Raw genomic sequence first — 16,800 nt, forward strand, 5'->3', positions numbered from 1 at the left:
GGAATGCGGAACATGATTGAACGCAATAATCTGATGAATCAAATTCGAAAGGGCATATATACAAGCCCTACGTCAGGGTTGGTACATGGTTATGCACAAGCAAACCTTGTTGTGTTACCTAAAAAAGATGCGTATGATTTTCTCTTATTCTGTCAGCGGAACAAGCAAGCTTGCCCACTTTTAGATGTAACGGACGTAGGGTCTCCGGTGCCACAAATGATTGGAGCAAATGCTGACATCCGAACGGATCTTCCGCGCTACCGTGTCTACCGCTATGGGGTGTTAACCGAAGAGCGGACCGATATAACAAGTCTGTGGGAGGAAGATATGGTTGGGTTCATGATTGGCTGCAGCTTTACGTTTGAAGATGCATTAATAGCGAACGAAATCCCGATTCGTCATCAAGAAGAGAACGTAAATGTACCGATGTATCAAACATCGATCCCGTGCGAAGGTGCAGGAATTTTCCATGGGAATGTTGTTGTGAGTATGCGACCGGTACCAGAAGAGCAGGCGGTTCGAGCCTCGCTTGTAACGGCTCGATTCCCGTCCGTTCATGGTGCGCCTATCCACATAGGAAATCCTGCTGCCATTGGTATTACAAACATACATAAGCCTGATTTTGGCGATCAAGTGACCATAAAAGACGGGGAAGTTCCAGTATTTTGGGCGTGTGGCGTAACCCCTCAAGCTGTAGCGATGGCCAGTAAACCAGCGTTAATGATTACCCATGCACCTGGTCACATGTTTATCACCGAGATTAAAAATGAACAACTAGGAGTCTTATAGATGAACCAACCGATTAGCGATAAGGATCGTAGAAAATTTTTAACTGGAGCGATATTTTTAATGGCAACGTCTGCCATTGGGCCTGCTTTTTTAACACAAACGGCTCGATTTACGGAGCAATTTCTCGCAAGTTTTGCGTTTGCAATCTTAGTCTCACTTATCATTGATATTGGTGTGCAGATGAACATATGGCGAGTCATTTCTGTCTCTGGAAAACGTGGACAAGAAATTGCAAATGCACTTCTTCCAGGTCTAGGTTACGTGATAGCGGCGCTTATTTTATTTGGTGGTTTCGCCTTTAATATCGCCAATATTGGAGGAGCGGCTCTTGGTCTTAATGTCTTGTTTGACCTGCCCTTAGCAGTCGGAGGAACGATTACAGCCTTTCTGACAATTGGTTTATTTCTATTTAAACGATTTGGTCCGGTAATGGATCGAGTTATGCAAGTGTGCGGTGTCATTATGCTACTCATGGTAGGGTATGTGATGTTTAACACGAACCCTCCTGTTCAAGAAGCGGCTTACAGTGCATTTGTGCCTGAAAGCTATATGATGCTCTTGTTGCCAATTGTCACGATCGTTGGAGGAACGGTCGGCGGGTATATTTCTTTTGCTGGCGGACATCGGCTTGTAGACGCAGGAATAACAGGTAAAGAGAATGTTAAATTTGTTGGAAGAGCGGCGAATTTAGGGATATTGACAACGGGCTTCATGCGCGTATTCTTGTTTTTAGCCGTACTTGGCGTCGTGACTGCGGGGTACAGTCTGGACGAAAATAATCCAGCTGCAACCGTGTTTTTAGTTGGTTTAGGAGATGTCGGCTATTATCTTTTCGGTATCGTGTTATTTGCTGCAGCGATTAGTTCGGTCATAGGCTGTGCATACACGAGTGTCTCGTTTTTACGGTCGTTCCACCCAATTTTTGAGAAGCAAAATAATTTGTTTATTGCAGGATTCATTATTATATCCGCTGTTATCTTTATAACAATTGGACAACCTGTACAGCTACTTATATTGGCAGGTGCTTTAAATGGGTTGATTTTGCCGATTGTGTTAACCACCATTTTAATTGCTTCTAGAAAAAAATCAATCGTTGGCGATTACCACCATCCAACTTGGTTACTTGTGTTTGGAGTTTTAACGGTTCTTGTTACGATTGGTGCAGGGTATGTTGCGCTTGAAGGTATTGTGAATTTATGGAATGGAAATGGATGATGTTAGGGGAGAGAAGAAAATGAACAAAACAGTTGATTTAAATAGTGATATGGGCGAGAGTTTTGGCGCCTACACAATAGGAAATGACACCGAATTAATGGCCTACATTTCTTCTGCGAACGTGGCTTGTGGCTTTCATGCAGGCGATCCTAAAACAATGCGCGCCACGGTTCAACGTGCATTAGCGTCTAATGTGGCAATTGGTGCCCATCCTGGCTTGCAGGATTTAATTGGGTTTGGTAGACGCCCAATGGAGATCACTCCTGATGAAGGGTATGATCTCGTTCTCTATCAAATTGGCGCCCTATTAGGTATGACACAAGCAGAAGGTGGAAAGCTCCATCATGTGAAGCCTCACGGCGCTTTGTATAATATGGCCGCAAAAAATAAAGAGCTTGCGCTTGCAGTAGCAAAAGCTGTCTACAAACTAGATGCATCCCTTGTGTTGTATGGCCTTGCTGGCAGTGCTCTCATTGATGCAGGCAGAGAAGTTGGTTTGCAGACAGCAAGTGAAGTGTTTGCCGATCGGACATACCAATCAGATGGAAATTTAACGTCGCGGCGTTCACCAAACGCCCTGATTGTTGATGCGGATCAAGCGAGTAAACAAGTATTGCGTATGATACAGGAAGGCAAAGTCATGACCCAACAAGGCAAAGAGATTGATATTGAAGCAGACACGATTTGTATTCATGGTGATGGCGCCCATGCGCTTGCATTTGCTAAAGAGATCCACGCAAAAATTCAAGAAAATGGTATAACGATCAAACGAATAAAGCAGTAATCTATTATGAGAAACCATCAGGCTTACAAGCTGATGGTTTTTTAACCTGTATCCTTAACAATTGTCGTATTGGATTGGGCAACAACAGGTGGTTTTTTAACTAATAAAGCAAGTGCAACAATGATAAGAATGAGGCAAAGCCAGTTTATGTCTCGAAATCCAAAAAAATCAGCTCCAGCCCCACCAGCTACATTTCCTCCTAGCCGACCAAGTATTGATGCATTTGCGTAAATGGTTGCGGCAACGCCAGCTGAATATGGAATGATATCAGAAAAATAACTTAGCCCGTTCCCCATCACAATTGCGACAAGAATGGCTTGAAACAATTGAGCGCTAATAATGTGCCAAGGCTCAGTCGCAAGTGCTAATAGGACAAAATAGAGGGCGCCAATGAGACATCCCCATTTTAGGAGTGTATGATTAGAAATTTTCACGCTTAACGCACCAAACAAGAGCATAAGCGGGATCTCCAATCCAGCGCCAAGTGCAACCATAAAGCCAACATCTGCATGTGTGCCATTTAACTCGTTTAGCATGAAGAGTGGGGTGTTAATCGTGTTAATGGCATTTAATGAAATTAACAAGATAAAGGCAAGGAAAGGAAGGATAAGCACTCTTGTCTCTGGAGAAGAAAGAAGCCGAACTTTCTTTACGGGTCGATGTGTTTGCTCGATTTTCTTTTTTGGTAAAAAAATGTAGACGATAGCGGCTATGACAATGAAAAGAATCGACGTTCCTAAAAAAAGCCCGGTATAGTCGTAAGCAGCGAGTAAGAGTGTGCCGATTAACGGGCCAATTAAGAAACCTAATGAAAATAACGAGCGTAACGTTGATTTGGCAAATGTTTTATTTTCTACCTTACTTGCATTTGCAGACTCTTGAGAGTAAGCAAAAAGCTGCGGCATGGCAGTAGCACCTATACCGGTGAAAAAACTAACGGCCAGTAATAACCCTATAAACGATTCGAAAAAAAGATACGATGCGTAGCCGCATGCGGAAGATAAAACGGCGGCAAGAATGACCCACTTACGATCCATGCCGCTATCAGAGTAATTGGCTATGACCGTATTTGCCGCAACGCCAGCCAAAGATGTAATGGCAATAAAAAAGCCAAACATCGTCGGTGTCATGCCTAGTTCGCTCGTTCCATAGATTGATAAATAAGGCATGGTAATCGAGACGCTTGTGCCAATAAGGAGCATACAAATGACAAAAAGTCCATAATGGCGAATATGAAAGAGTTCTTTAACACGTTTCATTACGAAGTTACCTCCTTCTTATTGGCGTTTCTTCTTCTATTATTGCAGAGGGGAAGAACGTATGTTATCGTTTTCATATCAATTTCTTGCCTATTCTTCTCAAGTACAGGAAGGTGGAATGTTTGTGAATGAGGTCATATATGATGTTCAAAAAGAGAAGCTAAGAGAATTAATTCATCACCACACTGATTGTGATGGCAACCACACTACGCGAGTTCCGTCTTTAATCTTAAGTAAACGGAGAGAAGCACATGAACAACGATTTGGTGTTACAACGCCTGCTTTATGCATAATCGTGCAAGGAGAAAAGCGAATTCGGCTAGGCAATGAATCCTATACGTATGGAGAACAACATTTTCTGTTTGCGGCTCACCAGTTGCCTGTTGCAGGCGCTATTATAGAAGCTTCAAAAGAGGTTCCTTATTTAGCATTAAAAATTGAAATCAATGCTAAAGAAATTAATGAAGTATTAAATTCGGTAGGGAATCCAATTCATCACGATAAACAAGCTGAACGGGGGATCGTTGTTAGTCAACTACAACCATCATTACTAGATGCTGTCGTTCGCTATGTTGATTTAATTAATCATCCCAACGATGTGCACATGTTGGCGCCTTTGTATAAAAAAGAAGTGATTTATAAGCTTTTGCAAGGTCCTTTTCAAGCAATGCTGGTTAAAGTTGCGACAGAAGGTAGTGCGTCAAATGGGGTAGAACAAGTCATTCAATATATTTTGAACCATTATAAAGAAACGATTAGAATTGAGGAGCTTGCTAAACATGTTAATGTAAGTTCGGCTACTTTACATAGACATTTTAAAGATGTCACGACGATGACCCCGATTCAATTTCAGAAGCAATTAAGATTACAAGAAGCAAGGCGTTTGCTTTATAACAGCTCTTTCGACGCGACGACCGTTGCATACACTGTTGGATATGAAAGTCCGTCTCAATTTAACCGCGAATACACAAGATTGTTTGGCTTGTCTCCTGGAAAAGATAAACACGCCTATCAGCGCACGTTGTCTACCTAAAAAGAGAATCTTTGCGACACTATCGTTCACAAAGATTTCTTCTGTTTAGTTGAAGCGTAAGAACACGTTATTTCTACTTTTGTTCTTCAACATGAAATTGACTGGTCAGTTGTTTAAGATTGTTGGCTACTTCACCTAACTGCTCAACTGAAGCTGCAATCTCTTCCATAGATGCAAGTTGTTCCTCCGTCGATGCGGAGATGTTCTGCATACTAGCAGAGGCTTGTTCACTAATAGAAGAAAGATCTTGAAAAGTCGTCACGAACGCCTGACTGTCTTGGCCAAGAGAGGCTACATTTTTAGCTGATTCGTTGACTTCTATAGCAACGTCTTGAACAAATGTCTGGATTTCCCCAAATGATTGACCTGCTGTTTGAACGACTTCAATTCCTTTATTGACTTGATTGGTGCTTTGATCCATCTGTTCAATGGTCCGTTTCGTGTCTTGTTGAACGGATTGAACAAGTTCCGAAATCGTTTCAGTAGAGGCTGCTGTCATGTCAGAAAGTTTTCGAACTTCGTCTGCGACAATCGAGAAGCCTCGCCCATGCTCACCAGCTCTTGCAGCTTCAATGGCTGCGTTTAGTGCAAGAAGATTGGTCTGTGTGGCAATCCCTTTTATCGTCTCCGTTACTTCTTCAATTTCCTTAGAACGGTTTCCTAACGTATCAATGTGCAAGGATAATTGTTTGACGGTATCTTTAATCTGCGTCATCTGTTCAATAGCTGTTGTGATTGCTTCGTTTCCTTTATGTACGGTTAAGGCAGCATGATCAGTCGTCTTATGTATATGGTTTGTTTTTTTGACGACATGGTTGACGTCACTGGACATGGCGCTCGCGACTTGCTCACTTTGCCTGACACTTACACTTTGCTTTTCTACACCATTTGCCACTTCTTGAACCGCTTCTGTTATCTGTTCGGTTGCGCTCATATTTTCATTTGTAATTGACGTTAATGTGTAGGCTGACTGAGACAAATCAGTTGATTTTGCTTGAATGTTCGTAATCATGAGTACGAGAGAAGCCCGCATTTTCTCAAACGAACGGCCTAGACGTCCTATTTCGTCTGTTTGTCTAGCATTGACTACATATGGGATAGATAGATTTCCTTCTGCCATACGTTCTGAAGCATGGATTAGACGTTGTATAGGAGTGTTAATGGATGTAACGAGAAAATAGATAATGATCATGCCAATAAGTATGGCGATAGTTAAAACAGTAAGAGCACTAGTAAGGATAGGCATAACCGCTTCGTTCATCTCTTCTTCATACATGGAAGCTGCTATAGTCCAACCTGTTACGTCATTGGATTGAAACGTTAGAAGTTGGTCGTCGCCATTTGACGAATAGGAAAGGAAGCCTTCGTTGACATCAGTAAACGAGAGGAACGACTCATCAGCTTCGACACCAGGCTCCTCGTAAGGGTGGGAGACATAGGCATTATTTTCGTCTAATAAAAAGACATAGCCTGTTTCCCCAATAGTAATACTTGATAAAAGGTCAGAGATTACGGTTAATTCGAGATTTAGTGCGGCAACGCCTAATCCGTCATCTGTGGTACGGGCAATTGTGGTAACAGGTTGTTCGGAAGACTGAGAAATATAAGGAGATGTGATTATAATCTCTCCTGCCTGTTCCATGGCTCGTTGGTACCATGGTCGTTCTCTCGGGTCGTAGTCGGGTGGATTTTGAAATGACGAGGGTGCGTTAATAAAATCGCCTGTTTCCATACCAACATAAGTTTGCTCAACGTGGTTTTTTGTTGCTTGGAGGGAGTCAAGTAAGAACCGCTGGTTTCCTGGTTCCTCCTCGTTGAAATCTGCTAAATCACTAGCTGAAGCAATGTATTCAATATTTTCTACCTGAGCCTCTATAAAAAGGGTAAGGGTTTCATCTACGATTGCAAGACTTTCTTCAGTAGCCGAGGTCATCTCATCCAATATTGCTTCTTTTGCATTTTGGTAAGAGATCAACCCAATAAGTGCGCTTGGAATTACTAAGATTGCAGTAAAAGCTATAAAGAGCTTTGTACGTAGCTTCATAAATTGGATATTTTGTAAAAAGCGTGTAAACATGGTCCATCTTCTCCTAACTGTATTGGTTCATAAGGGCAACATACTTACTATCGTCATGATGAAGAGAGGATTAAACCTTTTGTGCATTTTTATAAAAAATATATGGCGAGATGACAAAAAAGGATGACCAGGGAGCACGCGCCACATAAATTAATTTCTAATATTTAGTTTAGCGTTAAGAACCGCAAGGTCAAATTTCTATCAAAGACGATCCCTAAGGATGGGTTTGTTTCCTGCGTGGTGTGCTTTTGTATGTGTTATTCTTAAGAAAGAGTAGAAATGATGCTAGGAGATGACGCATATGAAGCGAATTGCAATTGATATGGATGAAGTGATGGCAGATTTTAATAAGAAACATCTTGCGCTGTTCAATGCAGATTATGGTGAAGCCTTAACAGTGGAGGATTTGCACGGAAAGAAATTACGGGAATTGCGCCCGAATCTCGTAAATGAAATTCGAGGATACTTAAAAGATCCTGGTTATTTTCGTGATTTAGAAGTGATTCAAGACGCTCAAGAAGTGATTAAAGAATTACATGAAACATATGAAGTGTATATTGCGACGGCAGCAATGCATTTTCCGTCATCCTTTACAGCGAAGTATGAATGGCTACAGGAACATTTTCCGTTTTTAAATGATCAGCATTTTGTGTTTTGTGGCGATAAAAGCGTCATTAAAGCAGATTATTTGATTGATGACAATGTCTATCAGCTCGAGCGCTTTACTGGAAAAGGTATCCTCTATACCGCCCCTCATAATGTTCATGAGGAACGATTCACGCGGGTCAATCATTGGCAAGATGTGAGGGACTATTTCTTGAAATAATAAAGATGTAAGGGTAATCGGATCTATTTTCGGTTTTCCTTACATTTTTTTATGTTGAATGTTGTTTCTGAAGGGAAGCTTCGCTGGCATAAGTTTTGCAAGTAGATCATTCGAGTGGATGTGGAAAGAACTGCGCTTAATCTAATTAGGATAAGGGAGTGCATAAATGCGACGAATTGTTTGGAGCGCTGTCCTATTGGTTGCTTTATTGTTTAGTCCGCAAATGGTTGAAGCAGGCACAACAGAGTCTGGTTCATATGGAGGCAAGCGCTATCAACTTTATACGCCTGAGTCTGTTTCAGCAACAGAGAATGCACCACTTGTTGTTATGTTACATGGGTGTACCCAAGATGCCAATCAGTTTGCTGCAGGTACGCAGATGAATGGTGTCGCTGATCGGGAAGGGTTCTATGTCTTATATCCTGAGCAAAGCGCAGCAGCAGATATGCAAAAATGTTGGAAGTGGTTTGAAGCTGCTCATCAAGCAAGAGGCAGAGGAGAGCCGGCAACACTTGCAGGTCTTGTCCAGCAGGTCATGAACCAGAAACAAGTAGAGACAGAAGAGGTGTATGTTACAGGTCTCTCGGCAGGAGGGGCGATGGCAGGGATTATGGGTGCAACCTATCCCGACATATTTTCTGGTATTGGTGTGGCTTCTGGCCTTGAATATAAGGCAGGAACGACCCAGCTAGAAGGGGTAATGGCTATGTCAAATGGAGGGCCAGACCCAGCTCGGCAAGGCCAGTTAGCGTTCCAAGCAATGGGGACGCATGCCAAAGTTGTCCCAACTATTGTGTTTCATGGAACAGCTGATTACACAGTCAATGTGATAAATGGGAACCAAGTGCTAAGCCAATGGGCAAAAACGAATGATCTAGTGCTTGGTGGTCGTGGTCTCATTACAGATCAAGCGGATGAAAAAATGAATGAGCAAGTACCAGGTGGACGTAGCTATTCAGAGGAATTCTATCGACATAGCGAGACGAATGAACTTGTATTAAAAAAAGTACTTGTTAACGGAATGGGCCATGCGTGGTCTGGTGGGAGTACAGCTGGTAGTTATACAGATCCGAGTGGGCCAAATGCCAGTGAAATGATGTGGGATTTCTTTTCGAATCTAGGTGAGGATGATAATGAACAGCCTGATCGGCCAACGGTTGTGGCAAATCCCTCTGGAGGTGTATTTCGAGACCCCGTGACGGTGGCGGTGTCAAGTGAGACAGCGAAGGACATTCGATGTCAGACTGATGGCCGTGAAGCAAAAGCTGATTCTCCTTTATACACAGGGCCATTTCTATTCGAAAAAACGACTACTTTATCCTGTGTCGGTGTGTCGGAAGGGGGGACGACCGGTGCAGTGCTATTGGAAGTCTATCAAATTGAAGACGACGGAGAATCGGGAGAAGAGAAACAAATTAAGGCAGATGCGGCAAACTCGGGGTTTGTCGGGAGATTGGCGGCTGACGGTATCGGCTCACAACTGAAGGCTGGTGACAAAGGGATGTTTAATACTGATACATTTCGTTCAATTCTCTCCTTTTCAACGACAGATATCTCACAAACCAGTAACGCTGTGTTAAAAGTACCTATTTCACGAGTAAAGGGAAATGTGTCTGGGCTCGTTCTCGATGCAAAAAACAATTTTTTTGGTAACGGCATTCAGGTAGAACGAGCTGATTTTGCTGCTCAAGGGGATTATAACGCCATCAGTCAAGCAACGGTGAAAAGTGGCGATCGTTATGTAGAGTTTTCATTACCTGCAAACGTTGTAAAGGCGTTAAATGAGCAAAAAACAATGCAGTTCCGTATACGTGCGACATCAACGGCGAGTTTTCAAGCAAACGTTGTCCATTTTAAGCAAGAGGATGACGCACCTGTAATGGTGATTAACTAAAAACAAGAGGTGCGCATCATGCGCACCTCTTGTTTTAGGTTTCATTCCTCTGGACGAGTGCCAGGGTCCATTTGTTCACTGGTTGCTGTTCGTAATGGCTTTACTTTTAAATCTTGATCAATACGAATTTGGCAGGACAGGCGTAGATTGTCAGCAGTGATTCCTTTTTTCTCACGGGCTGCTGCCTCTAATTCGCCTATAGGACCAGCATCGCCGTCAACGATCTCGCAAAGGCAAGTCGTGCAGCGTGCTTTTCCGCCACAACGGTGAAGAATATCAACGCCATTGTCTTCTAAAGCGAGCACAAGTTTTTTTCCTTGTTCCGCTCGGAAGGTATGATAGCCTTCTGCGTGAATCATGGGCATCGTAATCATTCCCCTCTTATCAGTCGTTCACGTCTAGTTTAGCATGAAAGCAGGTGCGAGCCTACCTTGATTTACACGTCGAGACTGAAAAGGGGTTAGGGTATTTCGTACCGTATTCTTATGTAAAAGAGGCCAATTTATTCAAGGCCATAATGAACGAGTAATTGTGTTTCTAAGTGCTCGGCTTGCTCAAATGGCAAGACACGGCGTTTTTTGCGTACATAATCTTCAATTGCACGAAGGTAAGCAGACAATTCACTCGTTGCGGTTGGAAGAAACGCTTGTGCACGTTCTTCAACAGCGCGTAAATCTTCAGCTGTATACATCTTCCTCACTCCTACAGAGACTTCTTAATCCTAGTTTATAACGATAGAGGCACCATAACTACTTAAGATCTGCTAAAGAATACGTAAAAGTCTCTTAACAGAGTGAAAAGTAACGGAGAATGGGTAGCAGATGTTTAAAAAGGAACAAGTTGTGGGATACCAATTAGAATGCAAAAAAAGATCGGAGGTTTCTCATGCTTTGTCAATCAGATGATGAACTACAATTATTAGTGAACCAAGCGAGAGATGTGACCGATGATGGAAAAGTGGCAGATTACATACCAGCATTAGCCAAGGCGGATAAAGACAAATTGTCGGTCGCTTTATTTTACCCTGATGGTCGTTTTTTTTCTGCAGGAGACACAAGCGAAAACTTTACACTGCAAAGTATTTCAAAAGTTTTAGCGCTTGCCCTTGCCCTTATTGATCACGGCGAAGATTATGTGTTTGACCGTGTGGGAAAAGAGCCGACAGGTGATCCGTTTAATTCTATAGCGAAATTAGAAACGAATAAGCCGTCTAAACCATTAAATCCAATGATTAATGCAGGTGCATTGGCTGTGACACATATGATAAAAGGAGAGTCTGTACCACACCGATTGGAACGGTTATTACAATTTATTCGTTGTTTATCCAACAATGAGACAATCGCTTATAATGAAGAGGTAGCAAAGTCCGAGTATGAAACAGCTGATTTAAACCGTGCCTTAGCATTCTTTATGAAACAGCACGACGTGATAACCGAAGACATTGAAGGGTTGATTGATTTATATACGAAGCAATGTGCCATTGAGATGAATTGTAAAGACTTAGCGCGAATCGGTTGTGTACTCGCTATGGATGGACGAGATCCAGAAAGCGACGAGCAAGTCGTTCCTGTAGATGTTGCGCGGATTTGTAAGACTTTTATGGTGACATGCGGCATGTATAACGCATCAGGCGAATTTGCAATCAATGTAGGGATCCCTGCAAAAAGTGGTGTTTCTGGAGGGATTATGGGTTCCATTCCAAAGAAATGTGGCATTGGAATATGTGGTCCGTCTTTAGACGATAAAGGCAATTCAATCGCAGGGATTCGTTTGTTAGAAATGATGTCGCGTCAATACTCATTATCCATGTTTTAGCAGGGGGATAGGCTCCTGCTTTTTTCCTGTTTCATGCAGAGTCGACTTGGCGTATAATCGATAAGCAGAATAAGGAGAGAACGATGAAAGTGACCATTCATAGTGGCTTATATGAAATAAAAAAAGAAATGCAGCAACGAAAGCATCAGCGAATGACGATAAAGATGCGTTCCTTTATGACTCGTATTGGACAAAAAAGACGCACGAGTCAACTAGTGCAGCAAGTCAATAAACAGTTAAACAAGATGGGCATGAGGGCCTATTCACCAAAGGGATCACAATGGCACCATTTAAAAATGGATGAATGGGTCACGTTTGCCTCGCAATTAAAAGAACGATCGCCTCATCACGTTCATGTAAAGGAAAATGATCATCCGTTTCATTTGTACCTTCATCAACAAGAAGCGTTAGAGAAGCTCGAACAAATGAAGCGACCGTTTTCTGGACTGTTATCTATTCCTACAGGTGGTGGAAAAACAGTAGTGGCAGTTCACTGGCTCTTAAAAGAAGGAGTGAAAAAGGGCCGGAAAGTACTGTGGCTTACTCACCGACATGATTTACTTGATCAAGCATTCTTAACCATTCAAAAGCATGCAACAGACGCTCTTTTAGCAAAGGATCAAGATTTTACATGTCGGCTTGTCTCTAGTGAAGAGACGCACCAATCGATTCGAGATATTCAAGCAACGGACCACGTTGTAATTGGAACAAATGGGAGTCTTGTTGGACAACTAACGCTTTTACTGAGAAACTGGCTCACGCCTCAAGAAGAGATACTCATTATTGTGGACGAAGCGCATCACGCCGTTTCGGAAACGTATGAGCAAATATTAACGACATTAAGTCATCAGGTTAAGCCAACCATACTTGGCCTAACGGCAACTCCTTTCCGAACGGTGGAAGAAGAAAAAGGCTTGTTAAAAAAACGTTTTTCCGCTGACATTGTGTATAAACTTGATGTCGCTACGCTTATTGCTCGGGGAATTTTAGCAGAACCGATCTTTAAAGAAATGAAAACAGGCGTGAAGAAGCTTCCGACCTTGTCAATGAAGGACGTGCAGCAAATTCATACAGCAGATGTACTACCGCCAAAGATTGAACAGTATTTAGCGGTTCATCAGTCGCGCAATAAGGCGATTGTCGGTGAATATGTCAATGGTGCTCATGTATATAAAAAAACCTTGGTGTTCGCGCTGAATCGAAACCATGCGGTACAGTTAACGAAACAATTTAGCGCTCAAGGCATTCGTGCTGACTTTTTTATTTCAGGGGAAGAAAAGAAGCAGACGGCATTGGAACAGTTTAAAGATGGAACGCTTGATGTGCTTGTGAATGTCAATATGTTGACGGAAGGGACGGACTTACCCGATGTGCAGACCGTTTTCTTAACGAGGCCCACAACCTCCGCCATCTTAATGACGCAAATGATTGGTCGAGCAATGAGGGGAATTGAAGCAGGTGGAACGGAAACAGCAAGGATTGTCCATTTTCAAGACGACTGGCCAGAAACGATTTCATGGATCACACCAAATGAATTGTATCGTGATGACCTTGCGAAATTAAAGCAACCGCACCTACTTGAACGAAAACACCCGGTTGAGCCGATTTCTTTCCATCACGTGCAGCATTTATTTGAGAAAAACATCCATAGAGACACAGAGCAGTACCGTTTTACAGAAACGATTCCCATTGGCGTGTACTCCTTTCTAGATACGAAAACGCAGCAAACGGTCGACATCCTTGTTTATGAACATTTAGTTGATGCGTTTGAGGCATGGATGAAGGCGCTGGAAATCGCTTCTGATGAGGAAGAAACGACACAGATCCATTATGCTGAAAGAAACTACTTTAAAGAAAAAAGGCATACCTTTGGCTATGATCGAAACGATCTACAAGCCATTCATCGTTATGTAAGGGAAACAAAGAAAAAGCCAATGCTGAGACGATTTAAAAATCGTGAAGCGGTGGATGTTACAAAACTAGCAGAAAAATTATCGCAGAAAGGGCTCGTTGCCGAAGCGAAGAAAGCGTTTATCGATCGGTATTGGCACGATGAACAATCGTTTCTTGCAGTCTACTTCGGTTTTAATAAACTAGCGTTTCGGAAACGATTAGAATTAGAGTTGCTGAGGCTAGAAGAGCCGGATTTGTTTGAGTGATGAAAAGAATAGGAGCTAAATCATTTTAGCTCCCTTTATATTTCCTATTGATAAGCAGTCGCAATATATGCAGAACCTCTTTTAAAAACTGTCTCAGTATACCAAGTTTTAACATGCTTACCTGCCGCAGTACGTTCAACATGCTTCCATTTTTGATAAGTTAAATCATGTCTAACTCCTAATTTACTATAACGCTTAGGATCAGCAGGATATGAAACCGTAGCAGAAGTACTGTGTTTAACACTTATAGTAGCTGAGAAACCATTGTATTTGTAAGTTCCGCTCATTGAAAAGCTTTTTCCAGAAGTAATGGTATATTTGTCAGCTTTACTCCAATTTGGAGTATGTTTATGATAACTTATCCATGCCTTATTGGCTTTATGTTCGTTAGTTTTAGTAGAAGTGACTTTTGTATAGGAAGCGAATGGTTTAATAGTGTTAATTGATTCCAAATAATAATTCATATCTTCCTGATTATCAAAAATTGTAATGCTACCATCTTCTTCCGTATATTGATATGGTGCATCAACTTCTAATTCAACTTCTGCGTCCTCTAGCTTTATTAGTTCATTATAATTATTTAGTTCTGATTATTCTGTCATTTCTGCGTGAGCGAGGTTTTTCCCTAAAGTCAAAATATTTAATAAGATTATAACTGATAAAACTAATACCAAAAACCTTGAAGGGTTCACATTGGCCATTTTTCATTCTCCTCTTCTTTTTTTAATTTATGATGATTTATAAAGTTATCTTTAGTATAATTATTAAGAAAATAAATGCAAGTAAAATTTTTAAAAGGTGGATAAATTTGTGAAATTATTGTCAGGAATACTTTGTCTTATCTTTACTTTTATATTTGTGACTTATCTTTATGGATTGCATCAAATCTCTTCATCAATGTATACACCTGTTTTAATTGTTTTCCCTGCAATACTAATGGTTCTTGCTATTTTTCTAGTATATAGTTATTACAAAGAAGAAAAATAAACGATCCGTATATAAAACAGAAGTAGAAGTTTTGCTCTTGCAAAGCTTCTTTTTAGTTGGTGTGAGAATCGTAACGTTTTTAATAACCCTCTATAGATTTTTTGAACCAATTTTGAATTATGAAATTAATCGTCCTTAAAAATCTCCTTCACCGCCCGTTGTAACAATGAATCATATAGTTAAATGTATGAAAAAACTTAATTTTTTAAATGATAAGTGTTTGAAATCGTTTAATAAGGTTAATAGAGTAGAGAGCAGTTTTTTTGCGAAAATTTGGAAAGGAGCGAGTGAAATGAAGTTGACGTTACAAGATGCACAAGAAGTGATCGCAGCAGCGGAAGAAAAAGCGAAACAGCTTAACGTGAAAATGGTAATTTCCGTTGTGGATGACGGTGGAAATATGATTGCTGTTCATCGCATGGATGATGCGTGGCTAGCGAGTGTTGATATTGCTCAGAAGAAAGCGTGGACCTCTGTCGCATTAAAAACGAAAACATCAGAGTTAGCTGAAGCAACTGTTCCAAATGCAGAGTTATATGGATTAAATACAACGAACGATGGTCGAATTGTCTTGTTTGGAGGAGGCATTCCGTTAAGACATGGAGAGACGATTGTTGGTGCCATTGGCGTAAGCGGTAGTTCAGTAGAGGATGACGTGACTGTTGCAGAAGCTGGTGTTTATCGTTTTGATGACGATCTAGCAAAAGCAGGGATGTAAGCATCGTTAAACTATAGGAGGGATAAGATGGCGAACAATCGTGGTGTTGTATACATGGGCAAGAAGGGTGTTGAGATTCAAGACATTGAATACCCTGAATTAGTCTTAAAGGATGGACCCGGGGTTCCGAAAGCGAATGTCGGTCGGAAATGTGAACACGGCGTAATTTTAAAAGTCATCGTCACGAATATATGCGGAAGTGACCAGCACATGGTACGAGGACGGACGACGGCACCAGAAGGGCTTGTTCTAGGGCATGAAATTACTGGTGAAGTCGTCGAAATTGGACGAGATGTGGAGTTCATCGAAAAAGGGGATATTGTTTCGGTTCCGTTTAACATTGCTTGTGGTCGCTGTGTCATGTGTCAGGAACAGAAAACCCATATTTGTTTGAATGTGAATCCAGAACGACCTGGTTCAGCCTATGGATATGTGGATATGGGCGGATGGGTTGGCGGTCAATCGGAATATGTGATGGTCCCCTATGCTGATTTTCAATTACTTAAATTTCCGAATAAAGAAAAGGCCATGGAGAAAATCCTTGATCTTACGATGTTGACCGATATTTTTCCGACAGGTTTCCACGGTGCTTATACAGCTGGAGTTGGCATTGGCTCGACCGTTTATGTGGCAGGAGCAGGTCCTGTTGGTTTAGCGGCGGCTCATTCTGCACAACTTTTAGGCGCATCGAGCGTCATTGTTGGTGACATGAACGAGGAACGATTGGCACAAGCACGCAGCTTTGGTTGTGAAACGGTGGATTTATCCAAACATGATCGACTTGGAGAACAAATTGAAAACATTTTAGGTGTAGCAGAAGTAGATGCTGCCGTGGACGCGGTTGGCTTTGAAGCATCTGGTCATGGAGAAAATGCAGGAGAACAACCAGCTGCGGTACTTAATGCAATTATGGATGTGACCCAAGCGGGCGGAAAGCTTGGCATTCCAGGGCTTTACGTGACGGAAGATCCAGGGGCGTCAGATGAAGATGCAAAAACAGGATCATTAAAGGTTCGTTTCGGACAAGGGTGGGCAAAAGCGCACACGTTTGTCACGGGTCAAACACCTGCAATGCAATATAACCGAAAGCTAATGAAGTTAATTATGTCGGGGAAAGCTGATATTGCCAAAGCGGTTAATGCAACCGTCATTTCATTGGATGAAGCACCGGCTGGATATGCGGATTTTGATAGTGGGGTTGCGAAGAAGTTTGTCATTGATCCACATGGTATGCTGAAATAAGG

The 16,800-nt window shown here is 41.8% G+C and carries 15 protein-coding genes; 10 read left to right on the plus strand and 5 right to left on the minus strand.

All coding sequences use genetic code 11. From position 1 onward, the window contains the following. The first annotated feature begins 12 nt into the window (after positions 1-12). From ABC361_RS01650 to ABC361_RS01660, 3 genes are read left to right on the plus strand one after another with little or no spacing between them, the layout of a single operon-like run. On the plus strand, positions 13-789 hold the full coding sequence (locus ABC361_RS01650; RefSeq protein WP_413072357.1) for a putative hydro-lyase: 777 nt from the start codon (positions 13-15) through the stop codon (positions 787-789). Further along, positions 790-2,004: an NRAMP family divalent metal transporter gene (locus ABC361_RS01655; protein ID WP_413072358.1), complete on the plus strand. Its 1,215-nt coding sequence runs from the start codon at positions 790-792 to the stop codon at positions 2,002-2,004. A gap of 19 nt (positions 2,005-2,023) precedes the next feature. Then, the gene (locus ABC361_RS01660) at positions 2,024-2,788 is read left to right on the plus strand and encodes a LamB/YcsF family protein (RefSeq protein ID WP_413072359.1); all 765 of its coding nucleotides are present in this window, start codon (positions 2,024-2,026) and stop codon (positions 2,786-2,788) included. Positions 2,789-2,829: 41 nt separating this feature from the next. On the opposite strand, the gene ABC361_RS01665 is transcribed toward ABC361_RS01660, so the two are convergent. After that, positions 2,830-4,047 carry a sugar efflux transporter gene (locus tag ABC361_RS01665; protein ID WP_413072360.1) on the minus strand — a complete coding sequence of 406 codons (1,218 nt, stop codon included), beginning with the start codon at positions 4,045-4,047 and terminating at the stop codon, positions 2,830-2,832. Positions 4,048-4,108: 61 nt separating this feature from the next. On the opposite strand from ABC361_RS01665, the gene ABC361_RS01670 reads away from it, so the two are divergent. Further along, positions 4,109-5,080, plus strand: coding sequence for an AraC family transcriptional regulator (locus ABC361_RS01670; RefSeq protein WP_413072361.1), 972 nt, complete (start codon positions 4,109-4,111; stop codon positions 5,078-5,080). A gap of 73 nt (positions 5,081-5,153) precedes the next feature. Here the strand turns inward: ABC361_RS01670 and ABC361_RS01675 are convergent, their stop codons facing one another. Beyond that, positions 5,154-7,157 (minus strand): methyl-accepting chemotaxis protein, encoded by a 2,004-nt coding sequence (locus ABC361_RS01675; RefSeq protein WP_413072362.1) that lies wholly within the window; start codon positions 7,155-7,157, stop codon positions 5,154-5,156. Positions 7,158-7,458: 301 nt separating this feature from the next. Here ABC361_RS01675 and ABC361_RS01680 point away from each other — a divergent pair, with 301 nt between their 5' ends. Together ABC361_RS01680 and ABC361_RS01685 are read left to right on the plus strand one after the other, a co-directional pair. Then, entirely contained in the window at positions 7,459-7,983 is a 525-nt protein-coding gene (locus ABC361_RS01680) for a 5' nucleotidase, NT5C type (protein ID WP_413072363.1), read from the plus strand. A 166-nt stretch (positions 7,984-8,149) separates the two neighbouring features. Then, positions 8,150-9,877, plus strand: a complete 1,728-nt coding sequence (locus ABC361_RS01685) for an extracellular catalytic domain type 1 short-chain-length polyhydroxyalkanoate depolymerase (protein WP_413072364.1) — start codon at positions 8,150-8,152, stop codon at positions 9,875-9,877. A gap of 41 nt (positions 9,878-9,918) precedes the next feature. On the opposite strand, the gene ABC361_RS01690 is transcribed toward ABC361_RS01685, so the two are convergent. Together ABC361_RS01690 and ABC361_RS01695 are read right to left on the minus strand one after the other, a co-directional pair. Beyond that, positions 9,919-10,242 (minus strand): 2Fe-2S iron-sulfur cluster-binding protein, encoded by a 324-nt coding sequence (locus ABC361_RS01690; RefSeq protein ID WP_413072365.1) that lies wholly within the window; start codon positions 10,240-10,242, stop codon positions 9,919-9,921. 137 nt (positions 10,243-10,379) lie between these two features. Continuing rightward, entirely contained in the window at positions 10,380-10,568 is a 189-nt protein-coding gene (locus ABC361_RS01695; protein WP_413072366.1) for a hypothetical protein, read from the minus strand. Positions 10,569-10,762: 194 nt separating this feature from the next. Here ABC361_RS01695 and glsA point away from each other — a divergent pair, with 194 nt between their 5' ends. Next, a complete protein-coding gene (gene glsA / locus ABC361_RS01700; RefSeq protein ID WP_413072367.1) occupies positions 10,763-11,692 on the plus strand; it encodes a glutaminase A in 930 nt (309 codons plus the stop codon). 83 nt (positions 11,693-11,775) lie between these two features. Then, complete coding sequence (locus tag ABC361_RS01705) at positions 11,776-13,851, plus strand: DEAD/DEAH box helicase (protein WP_413072368.1); 2,076 nt, start codon at positions 11,776-11,778, stop codon at positions 13,849-13,851. Positions 13,852-13,895: 44 nt separating this feature from the next. Here ABC361_RS01705 and ABC361_RS01710 read toward each other — a convergent pair whose 3' ends face one another. After that, positions 13,896-14,315, minus strand: a complete 420-nt coding sequence (locus ABC361_RS01710; protein WP_413072369.1) for a hypothetical protein — start codon at positions 14,313-14,315, stop codon at positions 13,896-13,898. An 815-nt stretch (positions 14,316-15,130) separates the two neighbouring features. Here ABC361_RS01710 and ABC361_RS01715 point away from each other — a divergent pair. Together ABC361_RS01715 and fdhA are read left to right on the plus strand one after the other, a co-directional pair. Beyond that, positions 15,131-15,556, plus strand: a complete 426-nt coding sequence (locus ABC361_RS01715; RefSeq protein ID WP_413072370.1) for a GlcG/HbpS family heme-binding protein — start codon at positions 15,131-15,133, stop codon at positions 15,554-15,556. A gap of 27 nt (positions 15,557-15,583) precedes the next feature. Continuing rightward, entirely contained in the window at positions 15,584-16,798 is a 1,215-nt protein-coding gene (gene fdhA / locus ABC361_RS01720; protein ID WP_413072371.1) for a formaldehyde dehydrogenase, glutathione-independent, read from the plus strand. The last annotated feature ends 2 nt before the right edge of the window (positions 16,799-16,800 follow it).

This window comes from Shouchella phoenicis (genome assembly GCF_047238345.1).
Taxonomy (GTDB): domain Bacteria; phylum Bacillota; class Bacilli; order Bacillales; family Bacillaceae_D; genus Shouchella.

Coding starts and splice junctions, on each gene's coding strand:
- ABC361_RS01650 (WP_413072357.1), top strand. CDS start 13: ATGATTGAACGCAATAATCTGATGAATCAAATTCGAAAGGGCATATAT.
- ABC361_RS01655 (WP_413072358.1), top strand. CDS start 790: ATGAACCAACCGATTAGCGATAAGGATCGTAGAAAATTTTTAACTGGA.
- ABC361_RS01660 (WP_413072359.1), top strand. CDS start 2,024: ATGAACAAAACAGTTGATTTAAATAGTGATATGGGCGAGAGTTTTGGC.
- ABC361_RS01665 (WP_413072360.1), bottom strand. CDS start 4,047: ATGAAACGTGTTAAAGAACTCTTTCATATTCGCCATTATGGACTTTTT.
- ABC361_RS01670 (WP_413072361.1), top strand. CDS start 4,109: ATGTTATCGTTTTCATATCAATTTCTTGCCTATTCTTCTCAAGTACAG.
- ABC361_RS01675 (WP_413072362.1), bottom strand. CDS start 7,157: ATGTTTACACGCTTTTTACAAAATATCCAATTTATGAAGCTACGTACA.
- ABC361_RS01680 (WP_413072363.1), top strand. CDS start 7,459: ATGAAGCGAATTGCAATTGATATGGATGAAGTGATGGCAGATTTTAAT.
- ABC361_RS01685 (WP_413072364.1), top strand. CDS start 8,150: ATGCGACGAATTGTTTGGAGCGCTGTCCTATTGGTTGCTTTATTGTTT.
- ABC361_RS01690 (WP_413072365.1), bottom strand. CDS start 10,242: ATGCCCATGATTCACGCAGAAGGCTATCATACCTTCCGAGCGGAACAA.
- ABC361_RS01695 (WP_413072366.1), bottom strand. CDS start 10,568: ATGTATACAGCTGAAGATTTACGCGCTGTTGAAGAACGTGCACAAGCG.
- glsA (WP_413072367.1), top strand. CDS start 10,763: ATGCTTTGTCAATCAGATGATGAACTACAATTATTAGTGAACCAAGCG.
- ABC361_RS01705 (WP_413072368.1), top strand. CDS start 11,776: ATGAAAGTGACCATTCATAGTGGCTTATATGAAATAAAAAAAGAAATG.
- ABC361_RS01710 (WP_413072369.1), bottom strand. CDS start 14,315: ATGAATTATTATTTGGAATCAATTAACACTATTAAACCATTCGCTTCC.
- ABC361_RS01715 (WP_413072370.1), top strand. CDS start 15,131: ATGAAGTTGACGTTACAAGATGCACAAGAAGTGATCGCAGCAGCGGAA.
- fdhA (WP_413072371.1), top strand. CDS start 15,584: ATGGCGAACAATCGTGGTGTTGTATACATGGGCAAGAAGGGTGTTGAG.